29 protein-coding genes and 2 riboswitches are annotated in these 26,460 nt (G+C 43.3%); of the genes, 28 read left to right on the forward strand and 1 reads right to left on the reverse strand.

Annotated elements, in window-relative coordinates; genetic code table 11:
• Positions 1-183 precede the first annotated feature (183 nt).
• Positions 184-2,337 (forward strand): fatty acid oxidation complex subunit alpha FadB, encoded by a 2,154-nt coding sequence (gene fadB / locus ACTUJY_RS06200; protein WP_463615197.1) that lies wholly within the window; start codon positions 184-186, stop codon positions 2,335-2,337.
• 18 nt (positions 2,338-2,355) lie between these two features.
• Complete coding sequence (fadA, locus tag ACTUJY_RS06205; RefSeq protein ID WP_463615198.1) at positions 2,356-3,516, forward strand: acetyl-CoA C-acyltransferase FadA; 1,161 nt, start codon at positions 2,356-2,358, stop codon at positions 3,514-3,516.
• A 564-nt stretch (positions 3,517-4,080) separates the two neighbouring features.
• On the opposite strand, the gene rhlP is transcribed toward fadA, so the two are convergent.
• Positions 4,081-4,908 carry a rhombotarget lipoprotein gene (rhlP, locus tag ACTUJY_RS06210; protein ID WP_463615199.1) on the reverse strand — a complete coding sequence of 276 codons (828 nt, stop codon included), beginning with the start codon at positions 4,906-4,908 and terminating at the stop codon, positions 4,081-4,083.
• Between the two features lie 304 nt (positions 4,909-5,212).
• Here rhlP and ACTUJY_RS06215 point away from each other — a divergent pair, with 304 nt between their 5' ends.
• The 26 genes from ACTUJY_RS06215 to ACTUJY_RS06340 all read left to right on the forward strand — a co-directional run bounded on the left by ACTUJY_RS06215 (position 5,213) and on the right by ACTUJY_RS06340 (position 26,443).
• Entirely contained in the window at positions 5,213-6,649 is a 1,437-nt protein-coding gene (locus ACTUJY_RS06215) for a high affinity choline transporter 1 (protein ID WP_463615200.1), read from the forward strand.
• Positions 6,650-6,880: 231 nt separating this feature from the next.
• Positions 6,881-7,375, forward strand: a complete 495-nt coding sequence (locus ACTUJY_RS06220; RefSeq protein WP_463615201.1) for a Spy/CpxP family protein refolding chaperone — start codon at positions 6,881-6,883, stop codon at positions 7,373-7,375.
• Between the two features lie 61 nt (positions 7,376-7,436).
• Positions 7,437-7,661, forward strand: a complete 225-nt coding sequence (gene tusA / locus ACTUJY_RS06225; protein ID WP_463615202.1) for a sulfurtransferase TusA — start codon at positions 7,437-7,439, stop codon at positions 7,659-7,661.
• Between the two features lie 74 nt (positions 7,662-7,735).
• Complete coding sequence (locus ACTUJY_RS06230) at positions 7,736-8,446, forward strand: DUF1285 domain-containing protein (RefSeq protein WP_463615203.1); 711 nt, start codon at positions 7,736-7,738, stop codon at positions 8,444-8,446.
• Between the two features lie 18 nt (positions 8,447-8,464).
• Positions 8,465-8,674, forward strand: a complete 210-nt coding sequence (locus tag ACTUJY_RS06235) for a hypothetical protein (protein WP_463615204.1) — start codon at positions 8,465-8,467, stop codon at positions 8,672-8,674.
• A gap of 15 nt (positions 8,675-8,689) precedes the next feature.
• A complete protein-coding gene (locus ACTUJY_RS06240) occupies positions 8,690-9,064 on the forward strand; it encodes a VOC family protein (protein WP_463615205.1) in 375 nt (124 codons plus the stop codon).
• On the forward strand, positions 9,054-9,602 hold the full coding sequence (locus tag ACTUJY_RS06245; protein ID WP_463615206.1) for a M23 family metallopeptidase: 549 nt from the start codon (positions 9,054-9,056) through the stop codon (positions 9,600-9,602). Before ACTUJY_RS06240 ends, ACTUJY_RS06245 begins: the two co-directional genes overlap by 11 nt.
• Positions 9,592-10,098, forward strand: a complete 507-nt coding sequence (locus ACTUJY_RS06250) for a TlpA family protein disulfide reductase (protein ID WP_463615207.1) — start codon at positions 9,592-9,594, stop codon at positions 10,096-10,098. Before ACTUJY_RS06245 ends, ACTUJY_RS06250 begins: the two co-directional genes overlap by 11 nt.
• A 232-nt stretch (positions 10,099-10,330) precedes the next feature.
• Positions 10,331-10,520, forward strand: a riboswitch (cobalamin riboswitch).
• A gap of 152 nt (positions 10,521-10,672) precedes the next feature.
• Positions 10,673-11,452 carry an ABC transporter ATP-binding protein gene (locus ACTUJY_RS06255; RefSeq protein WP_463615208.1) on the forward strand — a complete coding sequence of 260 codons (780 nt, stop codon included), beginning with the start codon at positions 10,673-10,675 and terminating at the stop codon, positions 11,450-11,452.
• Positions 11,449-12,474: a FecCD family ABC transporter permease gene (locus ACTUJY_RS06260; protein WP_463615209.1), complete on the forward strand. Its 1,026-nt coding sequence runs from the start codon at positions 11,449-11,451 to the stop codon at positions 12,472-12,474. The genes ACTUJY_RS06255 and ACTUJY_RS06260 overlap by 4 nt, the downstream gene beginning before the upstream one ends.
• Positions 12,475-13,527, forward strand: a complete 1,053-nt coding sequence (gene cobT / locus ACTUJY_RS06265; RefSeq protein WP_463615210.1) for a nicotinate-nucleotide--dimethylbenzimidazole phosphoribosyltransferase — start codon at positions 12,475-12,477, stop codon at positions 13,525-13,527.
• 61 nt (positions 13,528-13,588) lie between these two features.
• Positions 13,589-14,368, forward strand: a complete 780-nt coding sequence (locus ACTUJY_RS06270; protein ID WP_463615211.1) for an adenosylcobinamide-GDP ribazoletransferase — start codon at positions 13,589-13,591, stop codon at positions 14,366-14,368.
• Positions 14,365-14,895 (forward strand): bifunctional adenosylcobinamide kinase/adenosylcobinamide-phosphate guanylyltransferase, encoded by a 531-nt coding sequence (gene cobU, locus ACTUJY_RS06275; protein WP_463615212.1) that lies wholly within the window; start codon positions 14,365-14,367, stop codon positions 14,893-14,895. Before ACTUJY_RS06270 ends, cobU begins: the two co-directional genes overlap by 4 nt.
• A 2-nt stretch (positions 14,896-14,897) precedes the next feature.
• Positions 14,898-15,527 carry a histidine phosphatase family protein gene (locus ACTUJY_RS06280; RefSeq protein ID WP_463615213.1) on the forward strand — a complete coding sequence of 210 codons (630 nt, stop codon included), beginning with the start codon at positions 14,898-14,900 and terminating at the stop codon, positions 15,525-15,527.
• Positions 15,514-16,992 (forward strand): cobyric acid synthase, encoded by a 1,479-nt coding sequence (locus tag ACTUJY_RS06285; protein WP_463615214.1) that lies wholly within the window; start codon positions 15,514-15,516, stop codon positions 16,990-16,992. The genes ACTUJY_RS06280 and ACTUJY_RS06285 overlap by 14 nt, the downstream gene beginning before the upstream one ends.
• Positions 16,993-16,994: 2 nt before the next feature.
• Positions 16,995-17,588 (forward strand): cob(I)yrinic acid a,c-diamide adenosyltransferase, encoded by a 594-nt coding sequence (cobO, locus tag ACTUJY_RS06290; RefSeq protein WP_463615215.1) that lies wholly within the window; start codon positions 16,995-16,997, stop codon positions 17,586-17,588.
• Complete coding sequence (locus tag ACTUJY_RS06295; protein WP_463615216.1) at positions 17,585-18,406, forward strand: cobalamin-binding protein; 822 nt, start codon at positions 17,585-17,587, stop codon at positions 18,404-18,406. The genes cobO and ACTUJY_RS06295 overlap by 4 nt, the downstream gene beginning before the upstream one ends.
• 211 nt (positions 18,407-18,617) lie before the next feature.
• Positions 18,618-18,753: riboswitch (cobalamin riboswitch) on the forward strand.
• A gap of 54 nt (positions 18,754-18,807) precedes the next feature.
• Complete coding sequence (locus ACTUJY_RS06300; protein ID WP_463615217.1) at positions 18,808-20,727, forward strand: TonB-dependent receptor domain-containing protein; 1,920 nt, start codon at positions 18,808-18,810, stop codon at positions 20,725-20,727.
• Between the two features lie 40 nt (positions 20,728-20,767).
• On the forward strand, positions 20,768-21,367 hold the full coding sequence (locus ACTUJY_RS06305) for a histidine phosphatase family protein (protein WP_463615218.1): 600 nt from the start codon (positions 20,768-20,770) through the stop codon (positions 21,365-21,367).
• Positions 21,360-22,277: an adenosylcobinamide-phosphate synthase CbiB gene (cbiB, locus tag ACTUJY_RS06310; RefSeq protein WP_463615219.1), complete on the forward strand. Its 918-nt coding sequence runs from the start codon at positions 21,360-21,362 to the stop codon at positions 22,275-22,277. The genes ACTUJY_RS06305 and cbiB overlap by 8 nt, the downstream gene beginning before the upstream one ends.
• Before the next feature lie 24 nt (positions 22,278-22,301).
• Positions 22,302-23,318, forward strand: a complete 1,017-nt coding sequence (cobD, locus tag ACTUJY_RS06315) for a threonine-phosphate decarboxylase CobD (protein WP_463615220.1) — start codon at positions 22,302-22,304, stop codon at positions 23,316-23,318.
• Positions 23,319-23,348: 30 nt separating this feature from the next.
• Positions 23,349-24,035, forward strand: coding sequence for a hypothetical protein (locus ACTUJY_RS06320; protein WP_463615221.1), 687 nt, complete (start codon positions 23,349-23,351; stop codon positions 24,033-24,035).
• A gap of 105 nt (positions 24,036-24,140) precedes the next feature.
• The gene (locus tag ACTUJY_RS06325) at positions 24,141-25,127 is read left to right on the forward strand and encodes a serine/threonine dehydratase (RefSeq protein WP_463615222.1); all 987 of its coding nucleotides are present in this window, start codon (positions 24,141-24,143) and stop codon (positions 25,125-25,127) included.
• A 12-nt stretch (positions 25,128-25,139) separates the two neighbouring features.
• On the forward strand, positions 25,140-25,469 hold the full coding sequence (locus ACTUJY_RS06330; RefSeq protein ID WP_463615223.1) for a DUF2956 domain-containing protein: 330 nt from the start codon (positions 25,140-25,142) through the stop codon (positions 25,467-25,469).
• Positions 25,470-25,506: 37 nt separating this feature from the next.
• Positions 25,507-25,914: a GFA family protein gene (locus tag ACTUJY_RS06335; RefSeq protein ID WP_463615224.1), complete on the forward strand. Its 408-nt coding sequence runs from the start codon at positions 25,507-25,509 to the stop codon at positions 25,912-25,914.
• Between the two features lie 163 nt (positions 25,915-26,077).
• The gene (locus ACTUJY_RS06340) at positions 26,078-26,443 is read left to right on the forward strand and encodes a hypothetical protein (RefSeq protein ID WP_463615225.1); all 366 of its coding nucleotides are present in this window, start codon (positions 26,078-26,080) and stop codon (positions 26,441-26,443) included.
• The last annotated feature ends 17 nt before the right edge of the window (positions 26,444-26,460 follow it).

A 26,460-nucleotide genomic window follows, 5' to 3' on the forward strand; every position in this document is an offset into this window, starting at 1 on the left:
CAGACGCGCTGTGAATATCTTGGCCAGACACTTGTCTGACCAGTCGCTTGTGTTACTATGAAAGCTTTATCGCGCTGCAAAAACGCGCTACAAATCGGCTAGTTAAAATAATACTTAAACCCTAACCCTATGAAATATCTTGATTTTCTGATGTTTCACTGAATTAAGGACGGAGTCAAACCTATGATTTTCGAAGGCCAGTCACTGACCTGTCGAATGCTAGAAGGCGGCATTGCCGAAGTCTGCTTCGACAACAAAAATGAGTCAGTTAATAAATTCGATCAATCCACTCTTAAAGAGCTGAAATCGGTGACCGAAGCGCTTTCCGCGAATACCGACGTAAAAGCCGCCATAGTGACCAGCGCTAAACCAGTATTTATTGTGGGTGCTGACATCACTGAGTTTCTTGGACTTTTCGCCTACCCGCGAGACGAACTCCTTAAATGGACGGCGGAGGCGAACTCGGTGTTCACAGCATTTGAAGATCTCCCGTTTCCAACCGTAGCGGCAATCAATGGATTCGCGTTGGGTGGTGGTATGGAAATGGTGCTTTCCTGCGATCTGCGAGTCGCATCTACCGCAGCTCAAGTGGGCTTGCCAGAAACCAAGCTGGGACTCATCCCTGGCTTTGGCGGAACCACCCGATTGCCAAGAGTGATTGGCAGTGACAATGCTATAGAGTGGATCGCCATGGCCAAACAATACAAGCCCGACGACGCTATAAAAGTCGGCGCTATCGATGCTGTTGCCGACCCCGAAAAACTCAATGACGTTGCCATTCAAATGGCAAAAGACGCCGCTGCCGGAAATTTAAATTGGCAATCGCGTCGAGAACAGAAAAAAGCACCGCTGAACCTGAATAAACTGGAAGCCACCATGGCGTTTACCACCGCTAAAGGTATGGTCGGTGCTAAAGCCGGTAAAAACTACCCAGCTCCAATGGAAGCCATTCGAGTGATCGAAGAAGGCGCCCGTCTGAATCGTGACGAAGCCTTGAAAATAGAGCACGGAGGTTTTGTGAATGTGGCACAAACACCCCAAGCTCGTGCCATGATCCAACTCTTTTTAAGCGATCAACTGCTTAAGAAAAAAGCAAAAATTGCCGCCAAAACCGCTACCAAAGAAATTAAGTCAGCCGGTGTGTTGGGTGCCGGTATTATGGGCGGTGGCATTGCTTACCAGTCGGCCGTTAAAGGTGTTCCCGCAGTAATGAAAGACATTAACCAAGGCGCGCTGGATCTGGGCATGTCGGAAGCCACTAAAATCCTGAACAAAGGCATGCAAATCGGTAAAGTTTCGGCGGAAAAAATGGCTAAAACCATTGCCAGTATTAAGCCAACGTTGAGCTATGAAGAAGTTAAGCCAGTCGATATAGTTGTTGAAGCCGTCGTGGAAAACCCCAAAATTAAAGACGCAGTACTTACAGAAGTTGAGTCTTTAATCGCAGAAGACGCCATTCTAACTTCCAACACTTCAACCATTTCGATTGATCTGTTAGCGAAAAATTTAAAGCGCCCAGAAAAATTCTGCGGGATGCACTTCTTTAACCCAGTGCACAAAATGCCTTTGGTTGAAGTGATCCGTGGCGAAAAAACGTCTGATGAAACCGTTGCCGCAGTGGTCGCTTATGCCAGCGCGATGGGTAAATCGCCTGTTGTTGTAAAAGACTGCCCCGGATTTTTCGTTAACCGTGTGCTCTTCCCATACTTCCGCGGTTTCAGTCAGTTAATTGCCGAAGGTGCCGACTTCCGAACAGTGGATAAAGTTATGGAAGGCTTTGGTTGGCCGATGGGCCCTTCCTATTTAATGGACGTGGTTGGTATTGATACCGGCGTACACTGTTTGGATGTGATGGAGCAGGGCTTCCCCGAGCGAATGAGCAAATTATCGGGCGATCCCGTAATTAAGTTGTACGAAGCGGGTAAATATGGCCAGAAAAACGGTAGCGGATTCTACACTTACAGCAAAGACAAAAAAGGCCGCCCACAAAAAGTGGTGGATGACGCTGTGTTTGAGTTGATTGGAACGCCCGGTAAAGATGTTGATAAGCAAGAAATTGTTGAGCGATTGATGCTGCCGATGATGTTTGAAGTGATCCGCTGCTTTGAAGAAGGCATTGTCGACTCGGCCGCCGAAGCCGATATGGCCCTAATTTACGGATTGGGCTTCCCTCCTTTCCGCGGTGGTGCCTTGAAATACGCCGACGAGCTGGGACTGAATAACCTGCTAAAACTCGCCGATAAGTATGCGCACCTGGGAGCAGCCTATACCGCACCGGAATTGCTGAAATCCATGGCCAGCGAAGGTAAAACCTTTTACTCGGCCAACGCCAAGTAGACTTAGGGAGACAGAACAATGACTGAAGTCGTAATTGTAGATGCTATTCGTACGCCCATGGGTCGCTCCAAAGGCGGTATGTTTCGTAACACTCGAGCTGAACAACTGTCAGCGCACCTAATGGAATCTTTGCTGGATCGTAATCCACAACTGGACCCTGCCGAAATAGAAGACATCATTTGGGGCTGCGTTCAGCAAACCTTGGAGCAAGGTTTTAACATTGCTCGAAATGCACAGTTAATGACGCGTATTCCACGTACCGTATCGGCACAAACCGTCAATCGCTTATGCGGCTCTTCTATGGAAGCCCTGCATCAAGCAGCAAAAGGTATTATGACCGGAAACGGCGACGTGTTTATCGTTGGTGGGGTCGAACATATGGGTCACGTACCAATGACCCATGGTGTCGATTTTGCGCCACAAATGGCCAAGTACGCCGCCAAGGGCTCTGGCTTTATGGGCTTTACTGCCGAACTGCTCGGTAAAATGCATGGCATCAGCCGCCAACAACAAGATGAGTTTGCCTTTGCTTCGCATCAAAAAGCCCACAAAGCGACGGTAGAGGGTCGTTTTAAAAATGAGATCGTTGCCACCGAAGGCCACGATGAAAACGGCGCTTTGAAATTGTTTGATTACGATGAAGTGATCCGTTCTGAGTCTTCCGTTGAAGATCTTGGCAAACTTCGTCCAGCGTTTGATCCTACCGGCACCGTAACGGCGGGTAACGCATCTGCCTTGTCTGACGGAGCATCAGCTATGTTGGTCATGAGCGCAGATAAAGCCAAAGCGCTGGGTATTAAACCCATCGCTAAAATTCGTGCAATGGCTTCCGCCGGTTGTGATGCAGCGATTATGGGTTATGGGCCGGTTCCAGCCGTACAAAAAGCATTAAAGCGTGCGGGACTTAAGGTAGAAGATATCGACTTATTCGAGTTGAATGAAGCTTTTGCCGCTCAAGCATTACCGGTACTGAAAGATTTAGGTTTACTTGATGTAATGGAGCAAAAAGTCAATTTGAACGGTGGCGCAATTGCGCTTGGGCACCCACTGGGTTGTTCCGGTACTCGGATCAGCACAACGTTGTTACGCTTAATGGAGGCTAAAGAGGCTAAGTTGGGAGTAGCGACTATGTGTATTGGTTTGGGGCAGGGGATTGCTACTGTTTTTGAACGGGTTTAGGATTTATCCTTTCTCTTGAAAGCCGCGCTATTTGAGCGCGGCTTTTTTGTTTTATCTTGCTTGCTTTGTTCGCTTAAGTGCAATTTAAATTTGTGGTTTTGGTTTTATTTATCGATTGTTTGTAGGCTCAGGTTTCACACCGCTGCGCTTGCGTGCGAGTCACTTTTGCCAAGCGCTGCAAAAGTAACCAAAAAAGCTTGACGCTAGCCGCTGTGGCACTTGTTCTGAGTGTTTGGATAAATTAAAAGTATTACTGAATTTTTCGTTTAACCGGATGAATGCTGTCGCGTATGATCAAACTGGGTTTCGTAAGCTTTTTTAGCTCTGAGTCTTCTGGAAGCTATGAGCTTAAAGTTTGTTGGGATGGAGTCTTAGCCAGTAGCGAAAGCAGTCGTCAGACAATTCAAAACCTTCTGTAGTGGTGCTATTTTTCAGACAACACAGATCTCTTGCCACAGCGGCTAGCGTCAGGGGCGAAACCTGATATTACAGGCGACCGGTAAACCAAACTAAACAACAAATCAAAAGAAAGAATCCATTCCAAAAAAATCCTTAAAACAAAACCTAACTTCTCCACCGACACTCCCGTCGCAAAAACAAAATCATTAACCCCAGCCAAATCCATATACCTAACGATCCACCTGAACGACTTCGAGATTCCACAGTCACCTTTTTTCCTTCGGAAACTTTTTGTTCAAAGCGATTGAGTGCATGCGCGACGTTTTCAATCATTTGGTCAGATGCCGCCAAAAAGCTATGTAACTTAGCCTCTCGAAGCTCTTTGGCTTCCCCAATTAAAGAGTGGTTTTTATCCACCGAGTGAATGCCAGGTGCTCGAAACAGCAATTGTTCGGAGCGAAGATCCAGTACCGAGAGATCAACGAAAGTATTTACTTCTGTCGTTTCACCATTCACAAGAAAGGCTCCAACAACGGTTAAATAAGACAAAGCCCATTGGTTTTCACTTTGTCGGCTGAGTTGGTCATAAGAAATCAAAGCGATCACATCCAGTTGGTACATCGATGCCAATTGTTTCAGCTGCGTCATCCCTCTGGTGGCGTTTAAGTACATTTGTGGAATGGGTTCGATATCATCAATATAAGGTTTACTTTTCAGTTCGCTGATTACTTTTTGCAACACTTGCTGTTTTTCTGCTTCACTAATAATGACACGTGAAGGCGTGTGCTTTTCTGGTACAAAAGCGATTCCAACCTTTAGAGGGAGTCTTAAGTGAGGCAAGACGGATTCTTTGTGATCGGGCACCTTTCCATTTGGGTACAAGTAATCGATCAAAGAACTTTGTACTTGTTGTTGACGAAAACTGTTCCAGTTGGCACAACCACTTGTTGTTAGAACAACTAATAAAATACTTAACCAAGTCATTCGCATCATTTATCTCCTTTATATCGTTGGGCGTAGTTTTGTTTTTTAGCGATGCAATAACAAGAAGTCTGGATTAAGTATTAAAAAATGATACTTTTGGTGGATTTTGCCCGTTCAAAGCCAGCGGAGAGACAAAAAACTAAATTTTTTCCCGGTGGAGGGAAAAAAAATCTAGGCAATAAGCCAATACTTCGATTATATTTGCGCCGAAACAGTCGGTATGGTCAAAACTCAATCAGCCTGTCCGACTTGTCGCTGTCGCGGCGCAAGCCGGCAAAGCCGGCCCTAGCCACTGTATAGAGGTTTACCATTAATGCTGATTGGGTTTGTTGCTCTTTATTTATTTCTATCCATTGCTCTCGGTGTGTTTGCCGCCACCAAGGTGCATAACTCCAAAGATTACATCACCGCCGGTCGCAGCCTGCCATTGTTTATGGTCATCGCTATGGTTTTTGCTACCTGGTTTGGAGCGGAGACGGTGTTGGGTATACCGGGAACTTTTGTCGACGAAAACCTTGGTGGGTTGATATCCGATCCTTTTGGCGCGTCTTTCTGTTTGATCTTTTTTGCTTTGTTTTTCGCACGAGCGTTATATCGCCGTAATTTGTTGACAATAGGCGACTTTTATCGTGATCGCTTTAGTCAAAAAGTGGAAATCGCGGTAGGCATAGCTATCGCCTTGTCGTACCTAGGGTGGGTTTCCGCACAAATTACTGCACTCGGTCTAGTGATGAATGTTTTGACACAGGGGCTTATTTCGACCAGCACCGGAATCGGTATTGGAGCCACTATCGTTTTGGCTTACACCCTGTTCGGCGGCATGTGGTCGGTTGCGGTAACAACCTTTGTGCAAATGATAGTGATTGTGCTCGGCTTATTGTGGATTGCATACATGGTGTCGAACTTAACGGGAGGCATCGCGCCAGTGGTGGATCACGCCGCCGCAGCCGGTAAGTTTGAGTTCTGGCCAGCTTTGGAATGGACCGCTGTGATCACTTTTATCGCCGGCTTTTTAACCATGGGGCTGGGCTCTATTCCACAGCAAGATGTGTTTCAACGAGCCAACTCATCAAAAAATGAAAATGTCGCGGTTTGGGGAACCTTACTTGGCGGTGTTGCTTATCTATTCTTCGCCGCGGTGCCACTTTACTTGGCTTATTCTGCGTTTATTATTGCACCGGAAATGAGCGCAAGTTTAAGTGCTGTAGATCCGCAGTTAGTACTTCCTAGCTTGATACTCCATCATATGCCGGTATATGCGCAGATTATTTTTTTCGGCGCCCTGCTTTCGGTGATCATGAGCACAGCCAGTGGAACCTTACTGGCACCTTCGGTTACTTTATCAGAAAACGTGATCAGGCCTTTATTGCCCGAACGATTGCGTGATGCCCAGTTTTTGTGGTTGACCCGGGGTAGTGTCGCTTTGTTTGCCATTTTGGTAACGGTTTACGCACTCTGGGCGCAAGTACAACAAACTTCCATTCACCAAATGGTCGAAAACGCCTATAAAGTCACTCTGGTGATGGCAATGGTACCACTTGTTGCTGGAATTTATTGGCGTCGTGCTAACAATACCGGTGCCATGGCGTCCATTATTTGCGGCTTGTTGGTCTGGATCCCTATGGAGTTTATTGCGCCTGAATCGGCACTGCCACCTCACTTTATGGGCTTTTTGGTAGCGATTGTTGGCATGGTCATTGGCTCTTTATGGCCTGTGACGTTGTCGATCCGAGCGGTTGCTGATAAGTAAAGTATTTCGCGACTCAATTTATCCAATAGTACATAGTAAATTTTGAGACCAGAGCTTTCCCACTTGATTGATGGCAACTTAAACCGGCTCTGGCTCAACTCCAATGGACCCAGCTCAACCGTTTCGTTCAGTTTGAAGTAAAGTGACAATGTCGCACTAGAATTGTAGCGTATTTCCCTAATAAGGTTGTTAGGCGGCTTCTATAATGATCAGTATGATGAGCTGAGGTTAATGATGGACTATTTCACCCGACTGGTATTTTGCCTGCTATTTGCGCTTCCCGCCCACAGTATTTCAGAATTCAATGAAGACTTCGTTGATGATGAGTTTGCCAGCTATTTCTCAAGTATTTACGACGGTTCGGTGGACCAAGCGGAGCGTAATTTGGCCTCTTTTGAGAAACACTTAAACCTGACCGAAAATCAGATCGATAATTGGTTTCGCTTTAAAATTACTTTCCTAGAACAATTGGAAAATCGCATTCAGAGACAAAAGCAACTGCAACAGTTTAAACAGGATCATGACTCATTAAACAGTTTGGAAACCTTGAAACTACGAGAAAGACATATGGCCATTCATTTGCGAGAAACCCAACAAATGATTGAAGTTGTCGAAAACCTTTATAACAAGCTCAACGCATCTCAAAAAGCACAGTTTGACCGCGCGATGTCTTTTCTCTGGTTTAAGCGTCACGCTCAATTAAAAAGTACTGTAATCCGTCCTTAACTTTTCATTCACATCGTTATTTGGGTACACTAACCCAACTCCTTTTTCTTGAACATTGCTTGTGACTGACCATACTCTTGATACCTTAGGCCTGCGCTGTCCAGAACCTGTGATGATGATCCGAAAGAAAATGCGCGAACTTGCTTCTGGCGATTTGCTTAAAGTGATTGCGGATGATCCTTCGACTACTCGGGATATTCCAAAGTTTTGTCAGTTTATGGATCATCTTTTATTGGAGCAGAGTGTGGATGGAGAGTTGTTTGTTTTTTTGATTCAGAAAGGTTAAGGGACGTTTATTTAAGTTTTGTTTACCGATAGCTTGTAAAATCAGGTTTCGCCCCCGACGTGCGAGTCACTTTTGTGTCGACTGACAAAAGTGACTCGCACGTAAGCGCAGCAGTGCGAAACCTGCTCCAGAAGACAATCGGTAAATGTATTGTTTTTAGGCGATTGCCACGCTACGCTCGCAATGACATGCTCCATTTAGCTTTAGGTAATTTCTATAAAAAAGGCCAGTCAAAAACCATGATCAACCCAGAAGTCCTAGCCAAACAAATTGAAAGCCAAAAACTCCCACCCGTAGAAAAATGGGATCCCCCTTTTTGTGGAGATATGGATCTCATCATAAAGCGCGATGGCAGCTGGCATTACTTGAGTAGCCCGATCGGTCGTCAAAAATTGGTCAAACTCTTTTCCACTGTTTTACGCAAAGACAACGACGAATACTTTCTGGTAACACCAGTAGAAAAACTGCGTATTCAAGTCGAAGACGCTCCCTTTGTAGCTGTGTTAATGAATGTCGAGCAAGTCAACGGCAAACAATGTTTAGTATTCACCGATAATGTCGAAAACACATTCATCGCCGGCAAAGAGCATCCAATTCACGTTGTGACGGATCCAATAACAGCCGAGCCATCACCCTATATTCGAGTACGTCGCAATCTCGATGCTCTAATCAGCCGCAATGTGTTTTATCAAATGGTGGATATCGCAAAACAACAACAAGTTGATGGAAAAGACTGTTTGGTCATCGAAAGCGAAGGGCACTCCTTTGTATTGGGCGAGTTATAAGACACGAAACTGACTCTCATGAAATTCACCTTTAAAAAACCACCCACCTCATCAATCGTTTGTTATATCATCGGCTTTACCCTAATTGCGATGACTATGATGCATCAAATGTCGAGTTGGCAATGGCTTTCAGCAAAAACCAACTTACAAGTTTTTATTATCGGTGCAATGATTGTCGCTATCGGTAGTTTGCTTAACTGGATACTGCCATTTTTTAAGCAAGAATAAGTTTGGAGGAAACTCATGCATACCTTCGTTTGGATTGATCTGGGTGTTTCGGATCTGGATCGTGCCGTTACATTTTATCAATCGGTACTCGGTCAAGACTTAAGCATCGAGGAATTTGATGGATTTCGCTTTGCCGTATTCCATCATCAAAATAACGATGTGGCTGGATGCTTAGTACCACAGGCCGAATTCACACCACTTCCAATGTCTACGTTAATCTATTTTAATGTCGATAGCCGAATGCAAGATGCTGTTGCAAAAGTGGAGAACAATGGCGGAAAGATTGTCAAACCACCGCACTCGATTGGGCCACACGGTCAACGCGCCATCATTATTGACAGCGAAGGCAATCACATCGCGCTGCACTCCAGTGAAACCATTGAAGAATAATAAAACTTATAAACAGCTGAAGCAAAAACGTCTATTAGTACCCGCACTAATACTGGCACTCGGCGCTTTAATACCGAACGACTGGCGCATTCCAGTGCGAAACGCCGATAGTAATGATTGGCATCACAAAACATTCTGGTACGAACCTTGGGGCAGTTCGGGTACTCACAAAGGTATCGATATTTTTGGCCAACAAAAAACACCTGTGGTCGCCGCCAATCACGGCCTGTTAATTTTTAAAGGCGAGCTGAAAAAAGGTGGCAAAGCACTCGCCTATCTTGGGCCTGAATGGAAAATTCACTACTACGCACACCTGGATTCATTTCATAAAAATGTTAGCTGGTGGGTAACCTCCGGCGACACCCTCGCTTATTTGGGTGACAGTGGTAATGCCAAAGGTAAACCGCCACATTTACACTTCAGTATTTTGAGTTTACTTCCCTATTTCTGGAATGTTGACTTTTCAACTCAGGGTTGGAAAAAAGCGTTTTATCTAGATCCCAATAATTACTTAATGAAAAAAAATAATGAAAACTGACACTGTTATTCTTTTATTACTTCTATCGCTAATGGCCGCCTGTCATCAGACAAACCAAACGATTCATACGGCGACGAAATCAGATTCGATTCAATCTACCGGAATAATGAGCAAGCAATACTTGCTGGAAAACTTTCCCGCATTCCAAAAAAATTATCAAAACAGTCAGGTTAATTTTACACGACTCGACGCTTTAAGAAGTATCAATCAACCAACACAGCTGACTTTAATTTTTGGCACCTGGTGTCACGACAGCGAAAGAGAAGTTCCACAGTTGTTACGATTGCTAGAGGCTGTTGAAAACCCAAATTTACAATTAACAATGATTGCCGTGGGGTACGATAAATCCGTACCTAAAATCAATGGAAAGCACTATTCGATTCTATTTACACCAACGTTAGTTATTGAGCAAAATGGTAAAGAAATTGGTCGCGTTATCGAAAAACCATCGGACAACTGGACGGTATCGATTAGCCAATACGCAATGACTGATTAAAGGGAAGTCTCACTGTTTTGTAATAACTTTCATTGACATATCCGCGTGAAAAGAATAGCACACTGATATTCACAAAATAATCAAAAAAACAATGGGTTACACTAAAATACAATCAGCTTTTGCGCATCATATTCAATGAAGTACTAACAAAGACCCTATCATTTCTACTATTCGGTAAAAGTAACTATGTTATAATCGCGGGCCACAATTTTCGGTGCGCAGAAAAATTACTTATCTTACGAATAACAACGTTTTTTAGCGCTTAAAAGGGAACGCGGTGTAAATCCGCGGCTGTGCCCGCAACTGTTAGCAGAGCGAAGAGCTTTTCCACTGAAATCAGAAGACAGTGTCTAATGCTTTTGGGAAGGTGCTCGGAGGTTACCTCTGCAAGCCAGGAGACCTGCCGATGTTAGTTTGTAGGGCAATTCTAATATTTTAGATATCTAGAAACGCCTTTTCGTGTATTCCGAGCGGGTCACTCGGGGCGCAGCGCATTTTTAGTCTTCTCGAAGCCTGTTTATCGCTTGCCTCATTCGCTCGTTGGAATAAGAGTGCGAATCTCTATGGAGTGCGAGTGTCTGTTGTTTTTCAAGCCAAAAGCCTAAGCTGGCAAGCTAACGGTCGTAACATTCTTGATGATCTCAGCTTTGCCGTAACCACTGGCGAGTTCGTCGGCTTAATCGGACCCAATGGTGCCGGCAAGTCGTCGTTGCTGCGTTGCCTTTACCGTAAAATCACCAACTACTCTGGCGAGTTACAACTTCAGGGCCGACCACTGGACCAATACACTCGTAATGAGCTTGCTCGTCAAATAGCAGTGGTGCTACAAGAACCGCCAAGCCAATTTGAATTAAGCGTGTTTGATGTGATCAGTATGGGATTAACACCCCTCAAACCCTTGTTTACTTTCGACAGTCAAAACGATCGGCGGCGCATTGAAGATGCAGCAACACAAGTTGATCTGGCTGACAAACTGCAACAAAACTTTAACTCTTTATCGGGTGGCGAAAAGCAACGCGCCATGATTGCACGTGCCATTGTTCAGGATCCCAAAATTTTGTTAATGGACGAACCTACAAACCACCTTGACGTTCGGCACCAACAAGAAGTACTGGCCCTGGCGAAAAGTCTTGGTATAACAGTAATGGTCAGCATTCATGATTTGAACTTAGCCGCCGCTTATTGTGATCGTTTTATTTTGCTCGATCGCGGAAAAATTATTGCCAACGGCCAACACAGTGAAGTCTTAACCATACAAAACCTTCAGCAAGTGTTTGGCGTGAAAGTTGCGATCGATCCGCACCCATTTCATTCTGGCCCCAGAATCACTTTTCATCAGGGAGCCAAACCATGAGTTATTTTGCGCAACAACAAGGTTTTAGTGTTCGCTATACACTCCTTTTTGCTAGCAGCTTGCTGTTTTTATTGTTTACCTTTGGCATCGCAGCTGCCAGTGGTAGCGTTGAGCTGACTTTATCACAGGTATGGAACGCTTTGTTGTGCAGTGAGTCTTGTGATGTTTCCAGTATTCATCAAAAGATCATTTGGGACATTCGCCTGCCACGCATTTTAATGGCATTGATCACTGGCAGCGGTTTGGCGATCACCGGTGCAATTTTACAAAGTGTCACACGCAATCCGCTGGCCGACCCTTATTTGTTTGGTATCTCGTCCGGATCGGCTTTAGGTGCTGTGATAGTCATGGCAATTATTCCAACCGCGGTGATCAGTGTAACCTTTGGCGCTTTGGTTGGCGGTGCGTTTTCCGTTGTCTTAATGTTAACGTTAGCTGGACGCAGCGCAACGCATGTAGAACGACTGTTACTGTCCGGTGTTGCGGTTTCTTTTATGCTCAGTGCCTTCACCAGTTTGATCCTTTATTACTCAAAGCCAGAGATCGCTGCGACTTTATTGTTCTGGATGATGGGCAGTTTTTCCAACAGTCAATGGAGTGAGCTATGGATGCCCTACACTATCGTTTCGCTCGGTTTTTTGGTGTTTTTAATTTTTCGTCGATGGCTTTCAGCGATTCAAGCCGGTGATGAAAGCGCGCACACATTGGGCGTACCGGTAAATTCACTGAGGCTATCGATGTTGATCCTATGCTCTGCTATTACCGCAATACTGGTAGCTCATGTTGGTGGAATCGGTTTTGTAGGTTTAATGATCCCACATATTTGTCGATTTATTGTCGGCGCACAAATGAGTCGAATATTAGTCCTCTGCGTTTTGTTAGGTGGGGCTTTCATGATTTGGGTGGATGTCATCGCCCGCTCACTGCTTACCAATCAAGTTTTACCTGTGGGTGTCGTTACATCGGCCGTGGGCAGCTTTTTCTTTTTCGTAATTTTAAAGTCGCGCAGCAAAGAGGTTTAAATGATTACTCACGATACGTTTTCGATCCCCCCCTTAGACCGTACAGACAGCGATTTGATCCAACAACGCATTGATCAAAAAACCAAACCACCGGGCGCATTAGGACAATTGGAAAAACTGGCGTTACAGTTGGCATTGGTTTTGGGTAAAGATCGCATCGATATAAGCAAACCGGTCATGTTAATTTTCGCGGGCGATCACGGCATTGCCGAAGAAGGCGTCAGCATTGCGCCTTCAGCAGTAACTCAACAAATGGTGTTGAACTTTTTACAAGGCGGTGCGGCTATCAATTGTTTTTGCTCTACTAATGAAATGGAATTAAAAGTGATCGATACGGGTATTTTATTACCGATAGAAGATGATCGTTTGATCGTACAACGTTTGGGAAGTGGCACGACTAATTTTTCAAAACAAGCGGCCATGTCGATGGATCAAGCTGTCGAGGGTATTTTATTGGGAAAGCAAATTGCCAAGCAACAAATTGATAACGGCTCGAATGTCATTGGTTTTGGAGAAATGGGGATCGGTAATACCTCATCTGCTTCAGCGATCATGGCCGCCATACTTAAAATTCCTGCCGATGAATGTGTCGGTCGTGGTACCGGTATAAACGACGAAGCACTGCATAAAAAAACGCAGCTGATCGATCAGGCATTACGGCTGCACGCCGATAAACTCGATTGTCCGTTAGATATTCTAGCCTCGGTTGGCGGTTATGAAATTACCCAAATGTGCGGTGCCATGCTTGCCACGGCAGAACAACAGAAAATTATTTTAGTGGATGGCTTTATTGCCACCGCCGCCGCATTGGTGGCTCATAAAATTTGCCCACAAGTTATCGATTATATGGTGTTTTGTCACCAATCCAACGAGCAAGGCCACCAGCGTATGATCCAGCATTTGGGCGGTAACGCGTTATTAAATTTAGATTTGCGACTCGGGGAAGGTACCGGTGCCGCGTTGGCGTTACCGCTGCTTAAAGCTTCGGCCAGCTTTTATAACGATATGGCAAGTTTTGCAAGTGCCGGGATTACGGATGTAAGTGGTAAGTGATTATTCAAATAACAATTGACTATCTCGATATTAACAACTCGCAACTTGAAGCGGTTTTACGATGTCTACAGAAGCCCTAACTTTAAAATTCAAACAAGAATGCAATCTTTTTTGGATCGCACTGGGTTTCTTTACGCGCATTCCCGTTCCAAATAACCTGGATTTTTCACAACACCACTTAAATAAAGCCAGTCGATACTTTTCACTGGTAGGCTGGTTGGTTGGCGTTTGTTGTGCCTGTGTATTCTGGTTATTGGAACCGATCACTTCAAAATCGATTGCCATTTTACTGTCGATGGGATTTGGAATCTTGCTTACCGGTGGTTTTCACGAAGACGGATTAGCCGACACAACTGACGGTCTTGGCGGAGGCTGGACGAAAGAACAAAAGCTTTCCATCATGAAGGATTCGCGTCTTGGCAGTTATGGCGCTTTAGCGATCTGGTTTGTGCTCACTTTAAAATTTGTGTTGTTGTCAGAAGTTTCCCAGCCAGCGGTCGCATTGATAATTGCGCATCCACTCAGTCGAATGATGGCCACTGCATTAATTTATTTTTTACCCTACGTCACTGAATTTGATGTCAGCAAAAGCAAACCCTTAACCGAATCGCAACAACCGCTGGATCTGTTATTCAATGCACTCAGTGGCGGTTTGGCGCTATTGCTCGTTTGGCCATACGCTTTAGTGTTTTTGCTCACATTGCTTGGATTTACCTTTTTAATTGCCGTTTGGTTAAAGCGACAGATTGGTGGTTTTACCGGTGATTCGCTGGGTGCAACACAGCAAGCTAATGAACTTTTCATTTACCTAATCCTTTTAATAACAGGAACCTCTTTATGATCCATTTGGTAGTGGGCGGTGCTCGTTCTGGTAAAAGCCATTTTGCTGAAAAAGAAGCCGAAAAAGCAGAGCGTGACGTTATTTATCTGGCAACAGCAACCGCTGGAGACGAAGAGATGAAACAGCGCATTGCTTATCATCAACAATCGCGACCCCAGCACTGGGAGTTAATTGAAGAGCCTTTCTATCTGTCCAAGCAGCTGAATCAAGTGGATCATAACTCGGTCGTATTGATCGATTGTTTAACCTTGTGGCTCAGTAATTGGTTGTGCACTAATGATGACGAAAACTGGCAACAAGAGAAAGATGACTTTATCGATGCGCTAATGCGAACCCAACACACCATTATTATTGTCAGCAACGAGGTCGGTAGCGGCATTGTACCTATGGGCGAGTTGTCTCGACAATTCGTTGATCACGCCGGCTGGTTGAATCAGGCATTAGCCAATATCGCGGATAAAGTTACTTTGGTGGTCGCTGGCTGTCCGTTATCTTTAAAAGAACCCGCACAACTGTCTGGCTCTTAAACATGAATACCCAAGTTTTTTTGATCCGTCACGGTGAGCCTCAATTAAAAAATGCATTACTGGGCTCAACTGACTCGCCACTGAGCGAGCTCGGCTGGCAGCAACTCGAAAAAAGTTTTCATTCTCTACCCAAACTGGATCAATTGATTTCAAGTTCACTCAGTCGCTGCGCCAATTTTGCTCAACATTATTCCAGTGAAAGAAATATCGCTTTATCCATCAATACGCAATTTAAAGAGTGTCATTTTGGTGACTGGGACGGACGGACCTACGATACTTTGTACCAACACTATCCCGGTAACGTTGAAAAGTTTTTTAATGATCCTGATCAACACACACCACCTAATGCTGAACCATTGCTTGCGTTCAGTGTTCGTATCGAAACAGCCGTGCATCAATTACTCAACCGTCACAAAGGGCAAACAATCGCATTACTCACGCACGCTGGTGTGATCCGAACGTTGGTTGCCTGGTGTTTAAAAATGGACTATCGATCCGGGTTGCAGTTTCGACGGTTTGCTGTTGATTATGCGTCGATCTCAAAAATTGAAATTTATCACGGTGAAAAAGGAAAACTCTTTCCACAATTAATCCAATTAAACCAGACGGAGCAGCTGAATGATCTTGCCTAATGGTTTGATGATTCAGGGCACCACTTCCGATGCCGGAAAAAGCATTGCCGTTGCCGGTTTGTGTCGCGTGTTAAAACGACGCGGCATTTCCGTTGCACCCTTTAAACCGCAAAACATGGCATTAAACAGCGCGGTGACAGTTAGTGGTGGAGAAATTGGTCGTGCACAAGCGTTACAAGCGATGGCCTGTGACCTTGAACCGGAGATCGATTTTAATCCCGTGCTACTAAAGCCCAGCAGTGATCGACATTCACAAGTTATTCTGCATGGTAAAGCGGTAAGCCAGCTTGATGCGAAGCAGTTTGGTAACATAAAAGAGCTCGCATTTGAAGGCGTGATGCAATCCTATCATCGACTGCGAAGTCAATTTGATGTGGTTTTAATAGAAGGTGCTGGCAGCCCTGCAGAAATTAACTTGAGGACCAACGATATTGCTAATATGGGGTTTGCCGAAGCGGCCAATTGCCCAGTGATATTTATCAGTGATATTGATCGTGGTGGTGTGTTTGCGCACCTGGTGGGAACATTACGTCTGCTTTCAGAAACAGAACAGCAACGCACCAAAGGTTTTATAATCAATAAATTCCGAGGATCGCTTAATTTATTGCAATCCGGGCTCGACTGGTTAGAAACACACACTGAAAAACCGGTGTTGGGTGTTTTACCTTATCTCAAACATTTAAAACTCGACGCCGAAGATGCCATTAATGCAGAGACTCATGAAGGCATAGGCAGTATAAACATTAAAGTGCCAGTATTTTCACGCATCAGCAACCATACTGACTTTGACCCTTTGCGTTGGCATCCCGATGTAAATTTGCAGTTTATTCCTCAGGGCGAACCCTTAACCAGTGCAGACTTGATTATTTTGCCAGGCAGTAAGAATGTGCGAGACGATTTAGCATTGCTGAAGCAACAAGGTTGGGATATCGATATCAAACGTCACTTACGTTACGGCGGCAAGTTGTTAGGAATTTGTGGCGGTTATCAGATGTTAGGCCAAAGTATTCACGATCCAAAAGGTATCGAAAGTAACGCAGGTTCAAGTGAAGCCTTAAACCTTCTGGAGTTTTCAACAACACTTTATCCTGAAAAACAATTGAAACAAGTAAAGGGTGAATTTCAAATTCTGGATCATCAAGGTGGCATTAAGGGATATGAAATTCATTGTGGTCAATCACAAGGAGAAGCACTGCAAAAACCCTTTGCCAAGGTCATCGATCAAATGGGTAACCGCTATAACGACGGCGTCGTATCCAGTGATGGACAAATTGTTGGCAGTTACCTGCACGGCTTGTTTGAACATCCCGACACTTTAAAAGCACTGTTACTTTGGGTTACAGGAAAATCAACTCAAACTATCGATTGGCATCAACTTCGACTGCAAGAACTGGATCGATTGGCCGACTGTTTTGAAGAACACTTGAACATCGAGCAAATTCTTTCGCTTAACATGAAAGGTTAAATATGGATAAAAACGAGAAACACAAAATTAAAGCACAAAAGCAAAAAGAAAAAGTGGACGCGAAAGTGGCGCAAGCAACCATAGAACGCGGTATTTTATTAGTCATTACCGGTAATGGAAAAGGTAAATCGACTTCCGGTTTTGGCACCGTCGCACGATGTGTGGGCCACGGATATAAAGCGGCCGTCGTTCAATTTATCAAAGGCAAATGGGATTGCGGAGAACGAAACCTATTGGAAAATCACGGCGTTCCCTTTGCAGTTATGGGTACCGGCTTTACCTGGAATACGCAAGATCGTGAAGGCGATATCGCCGCAGCAACTGAGGTTTGGCAAAAAGCCAAAGCGTTTTTAAATGATCCTGACATTCACCTGGTATTACTGGATGAACTTACCTACATGCTCGGATACGACTACTTGCCGAAAGACGAAGTGCTCAATGCTATTCGGAACCGGCCAGAAAACCAGTCCGTGATCGTAACTGGCCGTGGAGCCATTACCGAACTGCGTGATATGGCTGATACAGTCAGTGAAATTAAAGATGAAAAACACGCGTTTAAAGCGGGCATTAAAGCGCGTAAAGGAGTGGACTGGTGAGGCATTTTACTACACTACTTTTATTCCTACTAATAAGCGAGATCGGGTTCGCGAAACCAGCGAAGCGTATTATTGCCCTGTCCCCTCATTCTGTGGAATTGCTATACGCCATTGGTGCAGGTGAACGCATAATTGCTACCGTGGAATACGCGAATTATCCACCGGCAGCAAACAAGATTCCACGTATCGGAAGTTATACTGGTGTACAACTGGAAAAGGTATTGGCCCTAAAGCCCGACTTAATCGTTGCCTGGCGTACCGGAAACAAATCGGACGATTTAGAAAAATTGAAGTCCTTGGGATTAAACGTTATTTACACAGAACCGCAATCCATCCCGCAGATGTTAGAAGACGTTTTAGAGTTAGGGCAATACACCGGCAATACCGCACAAGCTCAAGCGCTTTACGATTCGGTCAACAAAGAATACAAAGACATCAAAGCTCACTATGCGGATAAACGTAAAGTCGAGGTGTTTTTTCAGTTTTGGCACGATCCCATGCAAACGCTCGGTCCTGATGCGTCGATAGCATCACTGGTGCGTGATTGCAATGGCGTCAACATCTTTGATGATGCCGTAAATGAATATCCGATGGTTTCTATGGAATCGGTACTTGTAAAAAATCCTGAAGTGATTATCATCCCGCACCAAACGGGCGATTTAGCGGCTAAAAAATCCATTTGGAACAATTGGCCGGAAGTAAAAGCGGTAAAACATAAGCACCTGTACGATATTCGTTCCGACTTTTTATACCGTTTCACACCCAGAACGTTAATTGGTTTAAAAGCACTTTGTAAAGCTATTGATTCAGCGCGATGATGCGAGTTGCGAGTTGCGAGTTGCGAGTTGCGAGTTGCGAGTTGCGAGTTGCGAGTTGCGAGTTGCGAGTTGAAAATCAAGACGTTTTGTTTTTTACAGTCAAGTGAAACTTGATGGTATTTGCTCGAAACTCGTCACTCGCTGCTCGTAACTGAATATTACCGCCCGACCGCGGTATATCCATCGGGATTAAAAGAGGTCAAATAACAAGGAAAGTGATTTACCACTGAGTGTTTCGAGTAAGAATTGAAATATAACGGGAAGCTGGTGTGAACCCAGCGCTGCCCCCGCAACGGTGATCATCAAATGATGTCAGCCCGGAGACCGGCTCAGTAATAGATTTAACAAAGAGACAAAAAAGTCTCGATTTACGCGCGGTGGGCGCATTTAGGGGAAACACCATGAAACCTACACTTATTGCCGCTTCGATAGCGGCGGCTTTTACTGCTTCTAGTCAGACTGTTTTGGCTAATAACCATGAAAATAAATTAATTATTACGGCCAATCGAGTTCAACAAGACATTCAAGATACGCTGGCAAACATTGAAGTTATTTCACGTGAAGACATCGAGCTAATTCAACCAGAGTCGATAACTGACCTGTTAGTCTCCGTGGCCGGGCTTGATGTTGTAACCCAAGGTGGAGCAGGACAAACAAGTTCTATCTTTGCTCGCGGTTCAAACTCTGATCACACGCTTATTTTAATCAACGGAGTTCGAGTCGGTTCAGCAACCGATGGCAAAAAAGCGCTTTCATCCATTTCGGTTCATCACATCGAACGAATTGAGATCATTAAAGGACCTCGTGCTTCCATCTGGGGTTCCGATGCAATGGGTGCCGTCATTCAAATATTCACCCGTAAATTTGATAACAGCGTGCACAATACAACTGTTAGTGCTGGCTCTAACCAGTTTCGTTCGGGTAGTTACAGTGTTGGATTCGGAAAAGAAAAGCTTAATCACAGCGTAACACTAAGTAGTGAGTCATCCGAAGGGTTTGACGTTCTTGATACTTCAGACCCTTCAACCACCACCCCAGACTCTCAACCTGACAAAGACGGTTATCGAAGAATGACCTTATCTTTTGTCGGCGATTACCTTCTGAGTGATGAGCTATCACTTAACTGGATCCTCTCTGCTAATCAAGGTAACAATGAGTTTGACAATGACTGGGGTGCAGACGAATCCGATTACAAAGATCATTTATTCAATATTGAATACACTTACGTAAGCGGCCCTTGGCAATCTAAGCTGGGTTACGGACAAAGCAGAGATTGGTCGCAAAGTTACGGCAATCAGACACTCTTAGAAGAAAACTCCAAATATGAAACTCGACGAAGACAACTGAATGCGCTCGTAGGCTACCAATGGACGACGGGGTTTCATCTCTTAGGAGGAGTAGATATAGTCGATGACACGTTGGATAGAACGACTATTGTCAATTGGGATTCGACAATCTATAAGCTAGACAACTCGAGTCGCAAATCCCATGGTGGTTATATTTATTCTTCATACCATAATGAAGCTATCATTTTAGAAACATCTGTTCGTTATGATGATATTGAAAACGGTGACACTGATACTTCTTTTACTACAGCAATAGGGTATCAACCACTGGATTTTCTAAACATCACAGCCAGTCGCGGCAAAGGATTTAAAGCACCTACATTTAATGATCTTTATTACCCTAATGTTGGCTCATTCGCTGGAAACAGTAGCCTGGTATCGGAAGTTTCCTACACAAATGAACTCGGTTTATCGATCCATAATAACAATTACTCCTTTGCTATTGCTCGTTACCAAACAGACTTTAATAATCTTATTGCCTTTGAAAACAACGAATTTGGTGTATTGCAGCCGTTTAATATAGAAAAGGCTTTCGTCAATGGTTATGAAGTTTCATTTCAACAGCGTATAGGATTTTTTAATCATAAAGTAGGCTATCATTATGTACATGCCACTGAAAAAGCAACGGAATTTGATGTTAATACGAATATGGATGTCAGTTTTAAGCGTTCTTTAGTGCGTCGCGCGGAAAAAATCATGAGCTATCAAGCGGGCTTAGAGTTCGAAAAGCTGGCATTAAGAGCGCATTATCAATATGTCGGTGAACGACCTGATACAGATTATAGTACCTGGCCATCAACTCGCATTTCTTTGCAAAGTTATACACAGCTCAATCTTTCAGCCAATATCTTTTTAAATAAAGACTTCACTGTATCACTAAAAATTAGCGATGCTCTTGATAAATCACCGGAAAATGTACTCAACTATCGTTCACCCGGACGACAAAGTTTTATAAGTGCAAATTACCAATTTTAACTTTTAACAATGGGCTAAACCAAGATTTAGCCCGTTTACTATGAAACTTATAACAACTTTCTACCTAGCCCGTCATGGCGAAACCGAATGGAATCGAATAAAACGGTTACAAGGCCAACTCGACAGTCCATTAACACTACAAGGCGAATATCAAGCCCAACAACTCGCGATTAGCTGTAAAGATAAAAAAATAGATAGCATCATCACTTCAACACTAGGTCGAGCGAAAAGTACGGGCATGATCTGTCAAAAGCTTATCAATATTCCGTTATCGGAAGATGTAGACTTACAAGAACGTCACTTTGGTGATTGGCAAAGTAAGTTGTTTGATAGTCTTCATAACGAACCGCATTTTCAGGATATTTTCTTTCGTGTTACGCATCACTCACCTCCCAATGGCGAATCCGCTATCAACGCAGCAACTCGATTCGAACATTCGTTAATTAAGCTGGCGAGTAATAATAAGCAAAAGCGACTTTTAATAATCACCCATGGCGATCTACTGCGCTGCTTTCTTTCTAAACTGAATGGCAAAGATTTTTGTGATGCCTACAGCCAGTACGGCAATGGCTATTATTTCCAGGTAGAGTTTTGTCATCGCACTAACCAATTTAATTTGTCGGATCAGTCGGGTGACTGAAGTTTTGGTTATCGTTAATGCTTTGATGATTGATCACATCTTTGGTGAGCCAAAACGTTTTCATCCTCTGGTAGGTTTCGGCAATCTGGCGAATACAGGTGAAGCCAAATTTAATCGAATCACTTTCTCGCGCTTGCAAATAAAATGGTTAGGTATTTTTTCTTGGTGTTTACTAGTACTCCCTTTCGTATTTCTTACTTACACACTAACTTTATTTCAAACGGTTTCGATGTTTATTGAAGTGACTGTATTGTACTTGGCGATAGGTTTAAAAAGTCTCAATCAACATGCAATGCAGGTTTATCATCCGCTAATTAAAGGAGATGTTAAAACCGCTCAACATTATTGTGGGTATATGGTCAGCCGAAATACTCATGAGCTTTCCTCTCCGGATATTTCACGCGCTGTAACAGAATCAGTGCTAGAAAATGGTCACGACGCCGTAATCGCCAGTTTGTTCTGGTATTTGGTCGGTGGTGCACCCGCTGTGATTTTACACCGACTGGCAAACACTTTAGACGCGATGTGGGGCTACAAAAGCAAACGTTTTTTTGATTTTGGGTGGTTTGCTGCGCGCATGGATGACTTGCTTGGTTGGCCTTCAGCAAAACTCACTGCAATAGTTTATGCCTTACAAGGAAATTTTACGTTATCCATTCACAATGCGATTCACCAAAGTAAACATTATAAAAGTATTAACGGCGGTTGGACTATGGCTGCTGGCGCGACAACTTTGAACATCCAACTAGGTGGAACTTCCATCTACGAAAACGAAGTTGTTCACACACCCATACTGGGTAAAGGTCAAACCGTCAAAATCACCGATATTAGACGCAGTATTTCTCTTCTAAATCGATCGGTTGCCTTGTTTGTCTTTTTATCATTTTTCGTTGTCTCATCCACTTACTAACCTATCGTTGATTAGGGAGAATAAATGAAGGCATCAAACGTTTTACCACACGGTGGTCAATTACTCGAAATTCAACAAACCTTTTCTGATGTTGAGCTGGACTGGATTGATCTTTCGACCGGTATCAGCCCTAATTCTTATCCGGCAACCAATATTCCGAATGATATCTGGCGAACACTACCGCAAGTCTCCCCTTCCTTTATTCAATCAGCAAAAAACTATTATCAAGCGAAACAATTGTTGGTCACTCATGGAAGTCAGGCTGTTATACAAACCTTGCCTCGATTATGGCTACATAAATTTAAGAAAAAGGTACCTGTTTTTTTACCCAAAATCGGATACAAAGAACACGAAAAAGCTTGGTTAGATCAAGGGTTTCCAGTTAGCCACTATCAATCGATTTACAATTTGCGTGCGATAACCAACACCAGTATTGTTATTCTGATCAACCCCAACAATCCCACCGGTGAATTAATCAATTCTACAGATATTCAATATTTGTTAGAGGTGCTTACTAAGTTGAATGGCTGGTTGATTATCGACGAAGCATTTATGGATGTTTTGGATAAATGTTTTTCGATGATCAGGTTTCAAGAGAAGAAAAACCTGTTTGTATTACGGTCTATTGGAAAGTTTTTCGGTCTTGCCGGTTTACGATTGGGGTTTGTAAGCAGCTCACCTGAGCACCTCGTACAATTAGAGAGTTTTCTCGGCCCTTGGTCCGTTAACGGCCCTGCACTTTATGTTGCCGAACAAGCATTAAAAGACAAACCTTGGCAAGCCTTGCAAATAAAATATTTAGCGCGACTTTCACAAAAGTTACAACAGTGGTTACAAATTCGCTACCAAACACAGGTACAAGGAACGTCACTATTTAAAACAGTTAAACTGGCGAATGCAAAACAAGAGTGGGAACAGCTTTGTCGACTGGGTATTTATACACGGCTTTGTGATAATCAAAACGCCTTGCGATTTGGAATACCAACGGATACTCAGTTCATTCAACTGCAACAAAGACTGAATACGCAATACCAGAGATAAATAATGAATAACTACCAAGCAGCCCCGTTTATGAATAGTGAGCTATCCGATCAGGGATTGAATTTGCACCATGTATTTTCTATTGAGCAATTACCTGAAGCGATTTACTTATCAATTAAAGAGCACGTTTGCGACCCAGAAAACTATACGCAACTTATTTTGTTTGGTCATGGTGGTAAGCGCATGTGGCAAACAATAAAAGAGTCAGCCATAGACAGCGAGCATCCAGTTAATGATTTTTCAGTAACGCTGGTAATGGATTACTTTAAAAAGCAATATCCTCAACTAAATTTAAAAGTCGTTTACCCTGGCTGCCAATACATCGGTTTACAACAACTGGGTATACTCGCTGGCTGGCATCAAGACTCTCCATTTAAGGTTGGCATTAACGAAACTTATGGCTCTTGGTTCGCTTATCGTGCTGTGTTATTGGCCAATAGTAATTTTCCAATAACCGAAAAAGTAAACTCGCTAGCGGTGTGCGGAGCTTGCAATAGTCATCCTTGTATTAATGCCTGCCCACCCCGTGCGTTAGATAACAATGTTTTTGATTTTGAGCGATGTATTAACTATCGCCAAGAAGTGGAATCGTTATGTGCGGATCGTTGTGTTGCTCGAATGCAATGTCCCGTTGCTAAAGAACATCAATATACTATGGAACAAATTCAATACCATTATACTTTGTCGCTTAAAACGATTCGTCAGCGGTTTAAATAATATCGGTTTTTACTCAAGATATACTCGCTAAGAATATGTGCTCTGAAGGTTCGTAATTAAATCAACTTATGATATTGTGTTTCATTAATTTCAAAGGATATAGCTATGGTCACCTATTCAGATATAGATGCAGCCCATCAACGAATAATACCTTATGTTCATAAGACACCTATTGTCCGTTCTACCTTATTAAATCAATGGCTAAGTCACGAAGTATTTTTTAAAGCCGAATGCTTGCAAAAAATTGGCGCATTTAAAGCCCGAGGCGGATGTAATTCTGTCGCTTCATTAATTGAGCAAGATGAACGACCGACGCGAATTGTAGCCAACAGTTCAGGCAATCATGCGCAAGCTGTTGCATGGGCTGCAAGACAATTTCAAATACCGACAACAATATTTATGCCTGCCAATAGCTCCAAAGTCAAAATACAAGCTACAATCAATTATGGTGCAGACGTTCAACTAGTAGAGAATAGAATCCAAGTTGACCGTGCCGTTAAAGAAGCTGCTGCTGAAGACGGTGTCTATTGGATTCCGCCATACAATCACCCAGACGTTATTGCCGGGCAAGGTACAGCAACTAAAGAAGCGCTCGATCAGGTTGAAAACATTGATGCGATTTTTGCACCCTGTGGTGGTGGAGGTTTATTGTCCGGGACTTTTATTGCCGCTCGAAATCTCTCTCCAAATACGCAAGTCATCGGTGTTGAACCGTTGGCTGCGAATGACGCCGCGGAATCGCGTCGAAGAGGAGAAATTTTCACATTTAGTGAAACACCCGATACCATCGCAGATGGCGTGCGAACACCTGCGGTAGGAGATTTAACGTTTGAGTATATTCGGCAATTGGATGAATTTTACGAAATAGAAGAAGATGCGATTATTTACTGGACCCAATGGCTCACTCACTTGCTCAAGCTAAATATTGAGCCAACCAGCGCTATGACCATGCAAGGTGTTTATGAATGGTTAAAAACACAAACTCAACCACAGCGGGTATTAGTGATTTTAAGCGGTGGAAATATCGATCAACCAACTCACCACAAAATCTGGCAGCATGATCATTTAAAGAACTCACCTAAACATTTATAAAAACGAAACCTTATGAGTCAAAAAAACAAAACCTCTGATAAAACAATTGTTGAGGCAAAAGCCATCGCAAAAGCAACTCAACGCCCTGGTCAAACTAAAGAGCAAACCAAATTGATTGCACAAGGTATACAAAAAGGCATTGAGCACTACAAGAAACAACATAAAGCAAAGCTTCGTGAACAGGACAAACAAAAGAAAAAAAATTCTAAATTTAAAATGGAAAATACCACGAAAATTTCAGACAATTCCAACGATGGAAACCAAGTTCATTGGTTGCCATGGATACTATTAGCCTTAAGCTGGTTGGTATTTTTAATTTATCTTTACTTTATTAAACAATAAATTTTATTTTTAGTATTTATTATTGCGGAGAAAAAGTATGTATAAAGGTAGCTGTCTTTGTGGGCAAGTTATTATTGAAATAAATGGACCCATTAAAGACATCATACATTGTCATTGCTCGTTATGTCGAAAATCGAGCGGAACGGCTTATGCGACGAATGGTTTTGTAAACACTTCTGATCTCGTTATTCGTCAAGGTGAAGCGGTGATCCGTCAATTTGAGTTACGGCCTGGTAAAAAGCGACATTTTTGTGGCGAATGTGCTTCACCCATTTACAGCTCGAATTCGGAAGATTTAAGCCGAATACGACTTAGGCTAGGAGTTTTAGATTCTGATATAGCAGAACGCCCTATTTCGCATAACTTTGTAACGTCGAAAGCCAACTGGGATGATCTCGACGCCAAACTCCCTCGATATGAACAACATGAACCAGGACGAACTTAATCAGTGAATTATTCGGTTGCTCTTGATTGACCTTGTTGGTCGGTATGAAACAATGGAAGACTAAAAATTAAATCTATTGTTTCTTTCCAATTAGAATTATCCAGTCATACAATCAATATGTTCTATGCTTACTATACTATTGCAAACGCATGGCGAACCAAATATGTCGGGTCAGAACAATAAAAGCAAATGGGATGAATTGCCGATAGTGATTCGAATTCCTGTATTTCTAACAGGCTTAATCGTTGGCATATTCGCAACAAATTACGTATTGGATAAAATAACCAAACCAATCGAAAACAAAAAAGAAGAACGACAGATTCACAAACCCAAAGCGATGCGTATCAATGAAAATCACTTAAAGAGCGCATTAGAAGATTACTACATGCATTACGGTGAATACCCGAGATCGATCGAAGAATTGGTTCCACACAGTTTTAAGCTCGTACCTTTGTCTAGCTGTGGCGAACCTTTTAAATATTCGCGTAATCGAGATGGTCGAGGGTTTCAATTGTCAACCAATTGCTAACGTGTAAATTTCAATTT

This window comes from Pleionea sp. WD8-19, from assembly GCF_055326765.1.

What these genes read in the sequence shown, in the direction of transcription:
- fadB (WP_463615197.1), top strand. Translation starts at nt 184, where the DNA reads ATGATTTTCGAAGGCCAGTCACTGACCTGTCGAATGCTAGAAGGCGGC.
- fadA (WP_463615198.1), top strand. Translation starts at nt 2,356, where the DNA reads ATGACTGAAGTCGTAATTGTAGATGCTATTCGTACGCCCATGGGTCGC.
- rhlP (WP_463615199.1), bottom strand. Translation starts at nt 4,908, where the DNA reads ATGATGCGAATGACTTGGTTAAGTATTTTATTAGTTGTTCTAACAACA.
- ACTUJY_RS06215 (WP_463615200.1), top strand. Translation starts at nt 5,213, where the DNA reads ATGCTGATTGGGTTTGTTGCTCTTTATTTATTTCTATCCATTGCTCTC.
- ACTUJY_RS06220 (WP_463615201.1), top strand. Translation starts at nt 6,881, where the DNA reads ATGATGGACTATTTCACCCGACTGGTATTTTGCCTGCTATTTGCGCTT.
- ACTUJY_RS06235 (WP_463615204.1), top strand. Translation starts at nt 8,465, where the DNA reads ATGAAATTCACCTTTAAAAAACCACCCACCTCATCAATCGTTTGTTAT.
- ACTUJY_RS06240 (WP_463615205.1), top strand. Translation starts at nt 8,690, where the DNA reads ATGCATACCTTCGTTTGGATTGATCTGGGTGTTTCGGATCTGGATCGT.
- ACTUJY_RS06250 (WP_463615207.1), top strand. Translation starts at nt 9,592, where the DNA reads ATGAAAACTGACACTGTTATTCTTTTATTACTTCTATCGCTAATGGCC.
- ACTUJY_RS06260 (WP_463615209.1), top strand. Translation starts at nt 11,449, where the DNA reads ATGAGTTATTTTGCGCAACAACAAGGTTTTAGTGTTCGCTATACACTC.
- cobT (WP_463615210.1), top strand. Translation starts at nt 12,475, where the DNA reads ATGATTACTCACGATACGTTTTCGATCCCCCCCTTAGACCGTACAGAC.
- ACTUJY_RS06270 (WP_463615211.1), top strand. Translation starts at nt 13,589, where the DNA reads ATGTCTACAGAAGCCCTAACTTTAAAATTCAAACAAGAATGCAATCTT.
- cobU (WP_463615212.1), top strand. Translation starts at nt 14,365, where the DNA reads ATGATCCATTTGGTAGTGGGCGGTGCTCGTTCTGGTAAAAGCCATTTT.
- ACTUJY_RS06280 (WP_463615213.1), top strand. Translation starts at nt 14,898, where the DNA reads ATGAATACCCAAGTTTTTTTGATCCGTCACGGTGAGCCTCAATTAAAA.
- ACTUJY_RS06285 (WP_463615214.1), top strand. Translation starts at nt 15,514, where the DNA reads ATGATCTTGCCTAATGGTTTGATGATTCAGGGCACCACTTCCGATGCC.
- cobO (WP_463615215.1), top strand. Translation starts at nt 16,995, where the DNA reads ATGGATAAAAACGAGAAACACAAAATTAAAGCACAAAAGCAAAAAGAA.
- ACTUJY_RS06300 (WP_463615217.1), top strand. Translation starts at nt 18,808, where the DNA reads ATGAAACCTACACTTATTGCCGCTTCGATAGCGGCGGCTTTTACTGCT.
- ACTUJY_RS06305 (WP_463615218.1), top strand. Translation starts at nt 20,768, where the DNA reads ATGAAACTTATAACAACTTTCTACCTAGCCCGTCATGGCGAAACCGAA.
- cobD (WP_463615220.1), top strand. Translation starts at nt 22,302, where the DNA reads ATGAAGGCATCAAACGTTTTACCACACGGTGGTCAATTACTCGAAATT.
- ACTUJY_RS06320 (WP_463615221.1), top strand. Translation starts at nt 23,349, where the DNA reads ATGAATAGTGAGCTATCCGATCAGGGATTGAATTTGCACCATGTATTT.
- ACTUJY_RS06325 (WP_463615222.1), top strand. Translation starts at nt 24,141, where the DNA reads ATGGTCACCTATTCAGATATAGATGCAGCCCATCAACGAATAATACCT.
- ACTUJY_RS06330 (WP_463615223.1), top strand. Translation starts at nt 25,140, where the DNA reads ATGAGTCAAAAAAACAAAACCTCTGATAAAACAATTGTTGAGGCAAAA.
- ACTUJY_RS06335 (WP_463615224.1), top strand. Translation starts at nt 25,507, where the DNA reads ATGTATAAAGGTAGCTGTCTTTGTGGGCAAGTTATTATTGAAATAAAT.
- ACTUJY_RS06340 (WP_463615225.1), top strand. Translation starts at nt 26,078, where the DNA reads ATGTCGGGTCAGAACAATAAAAGCAAATGGGATGAATTGCCGATAGTG.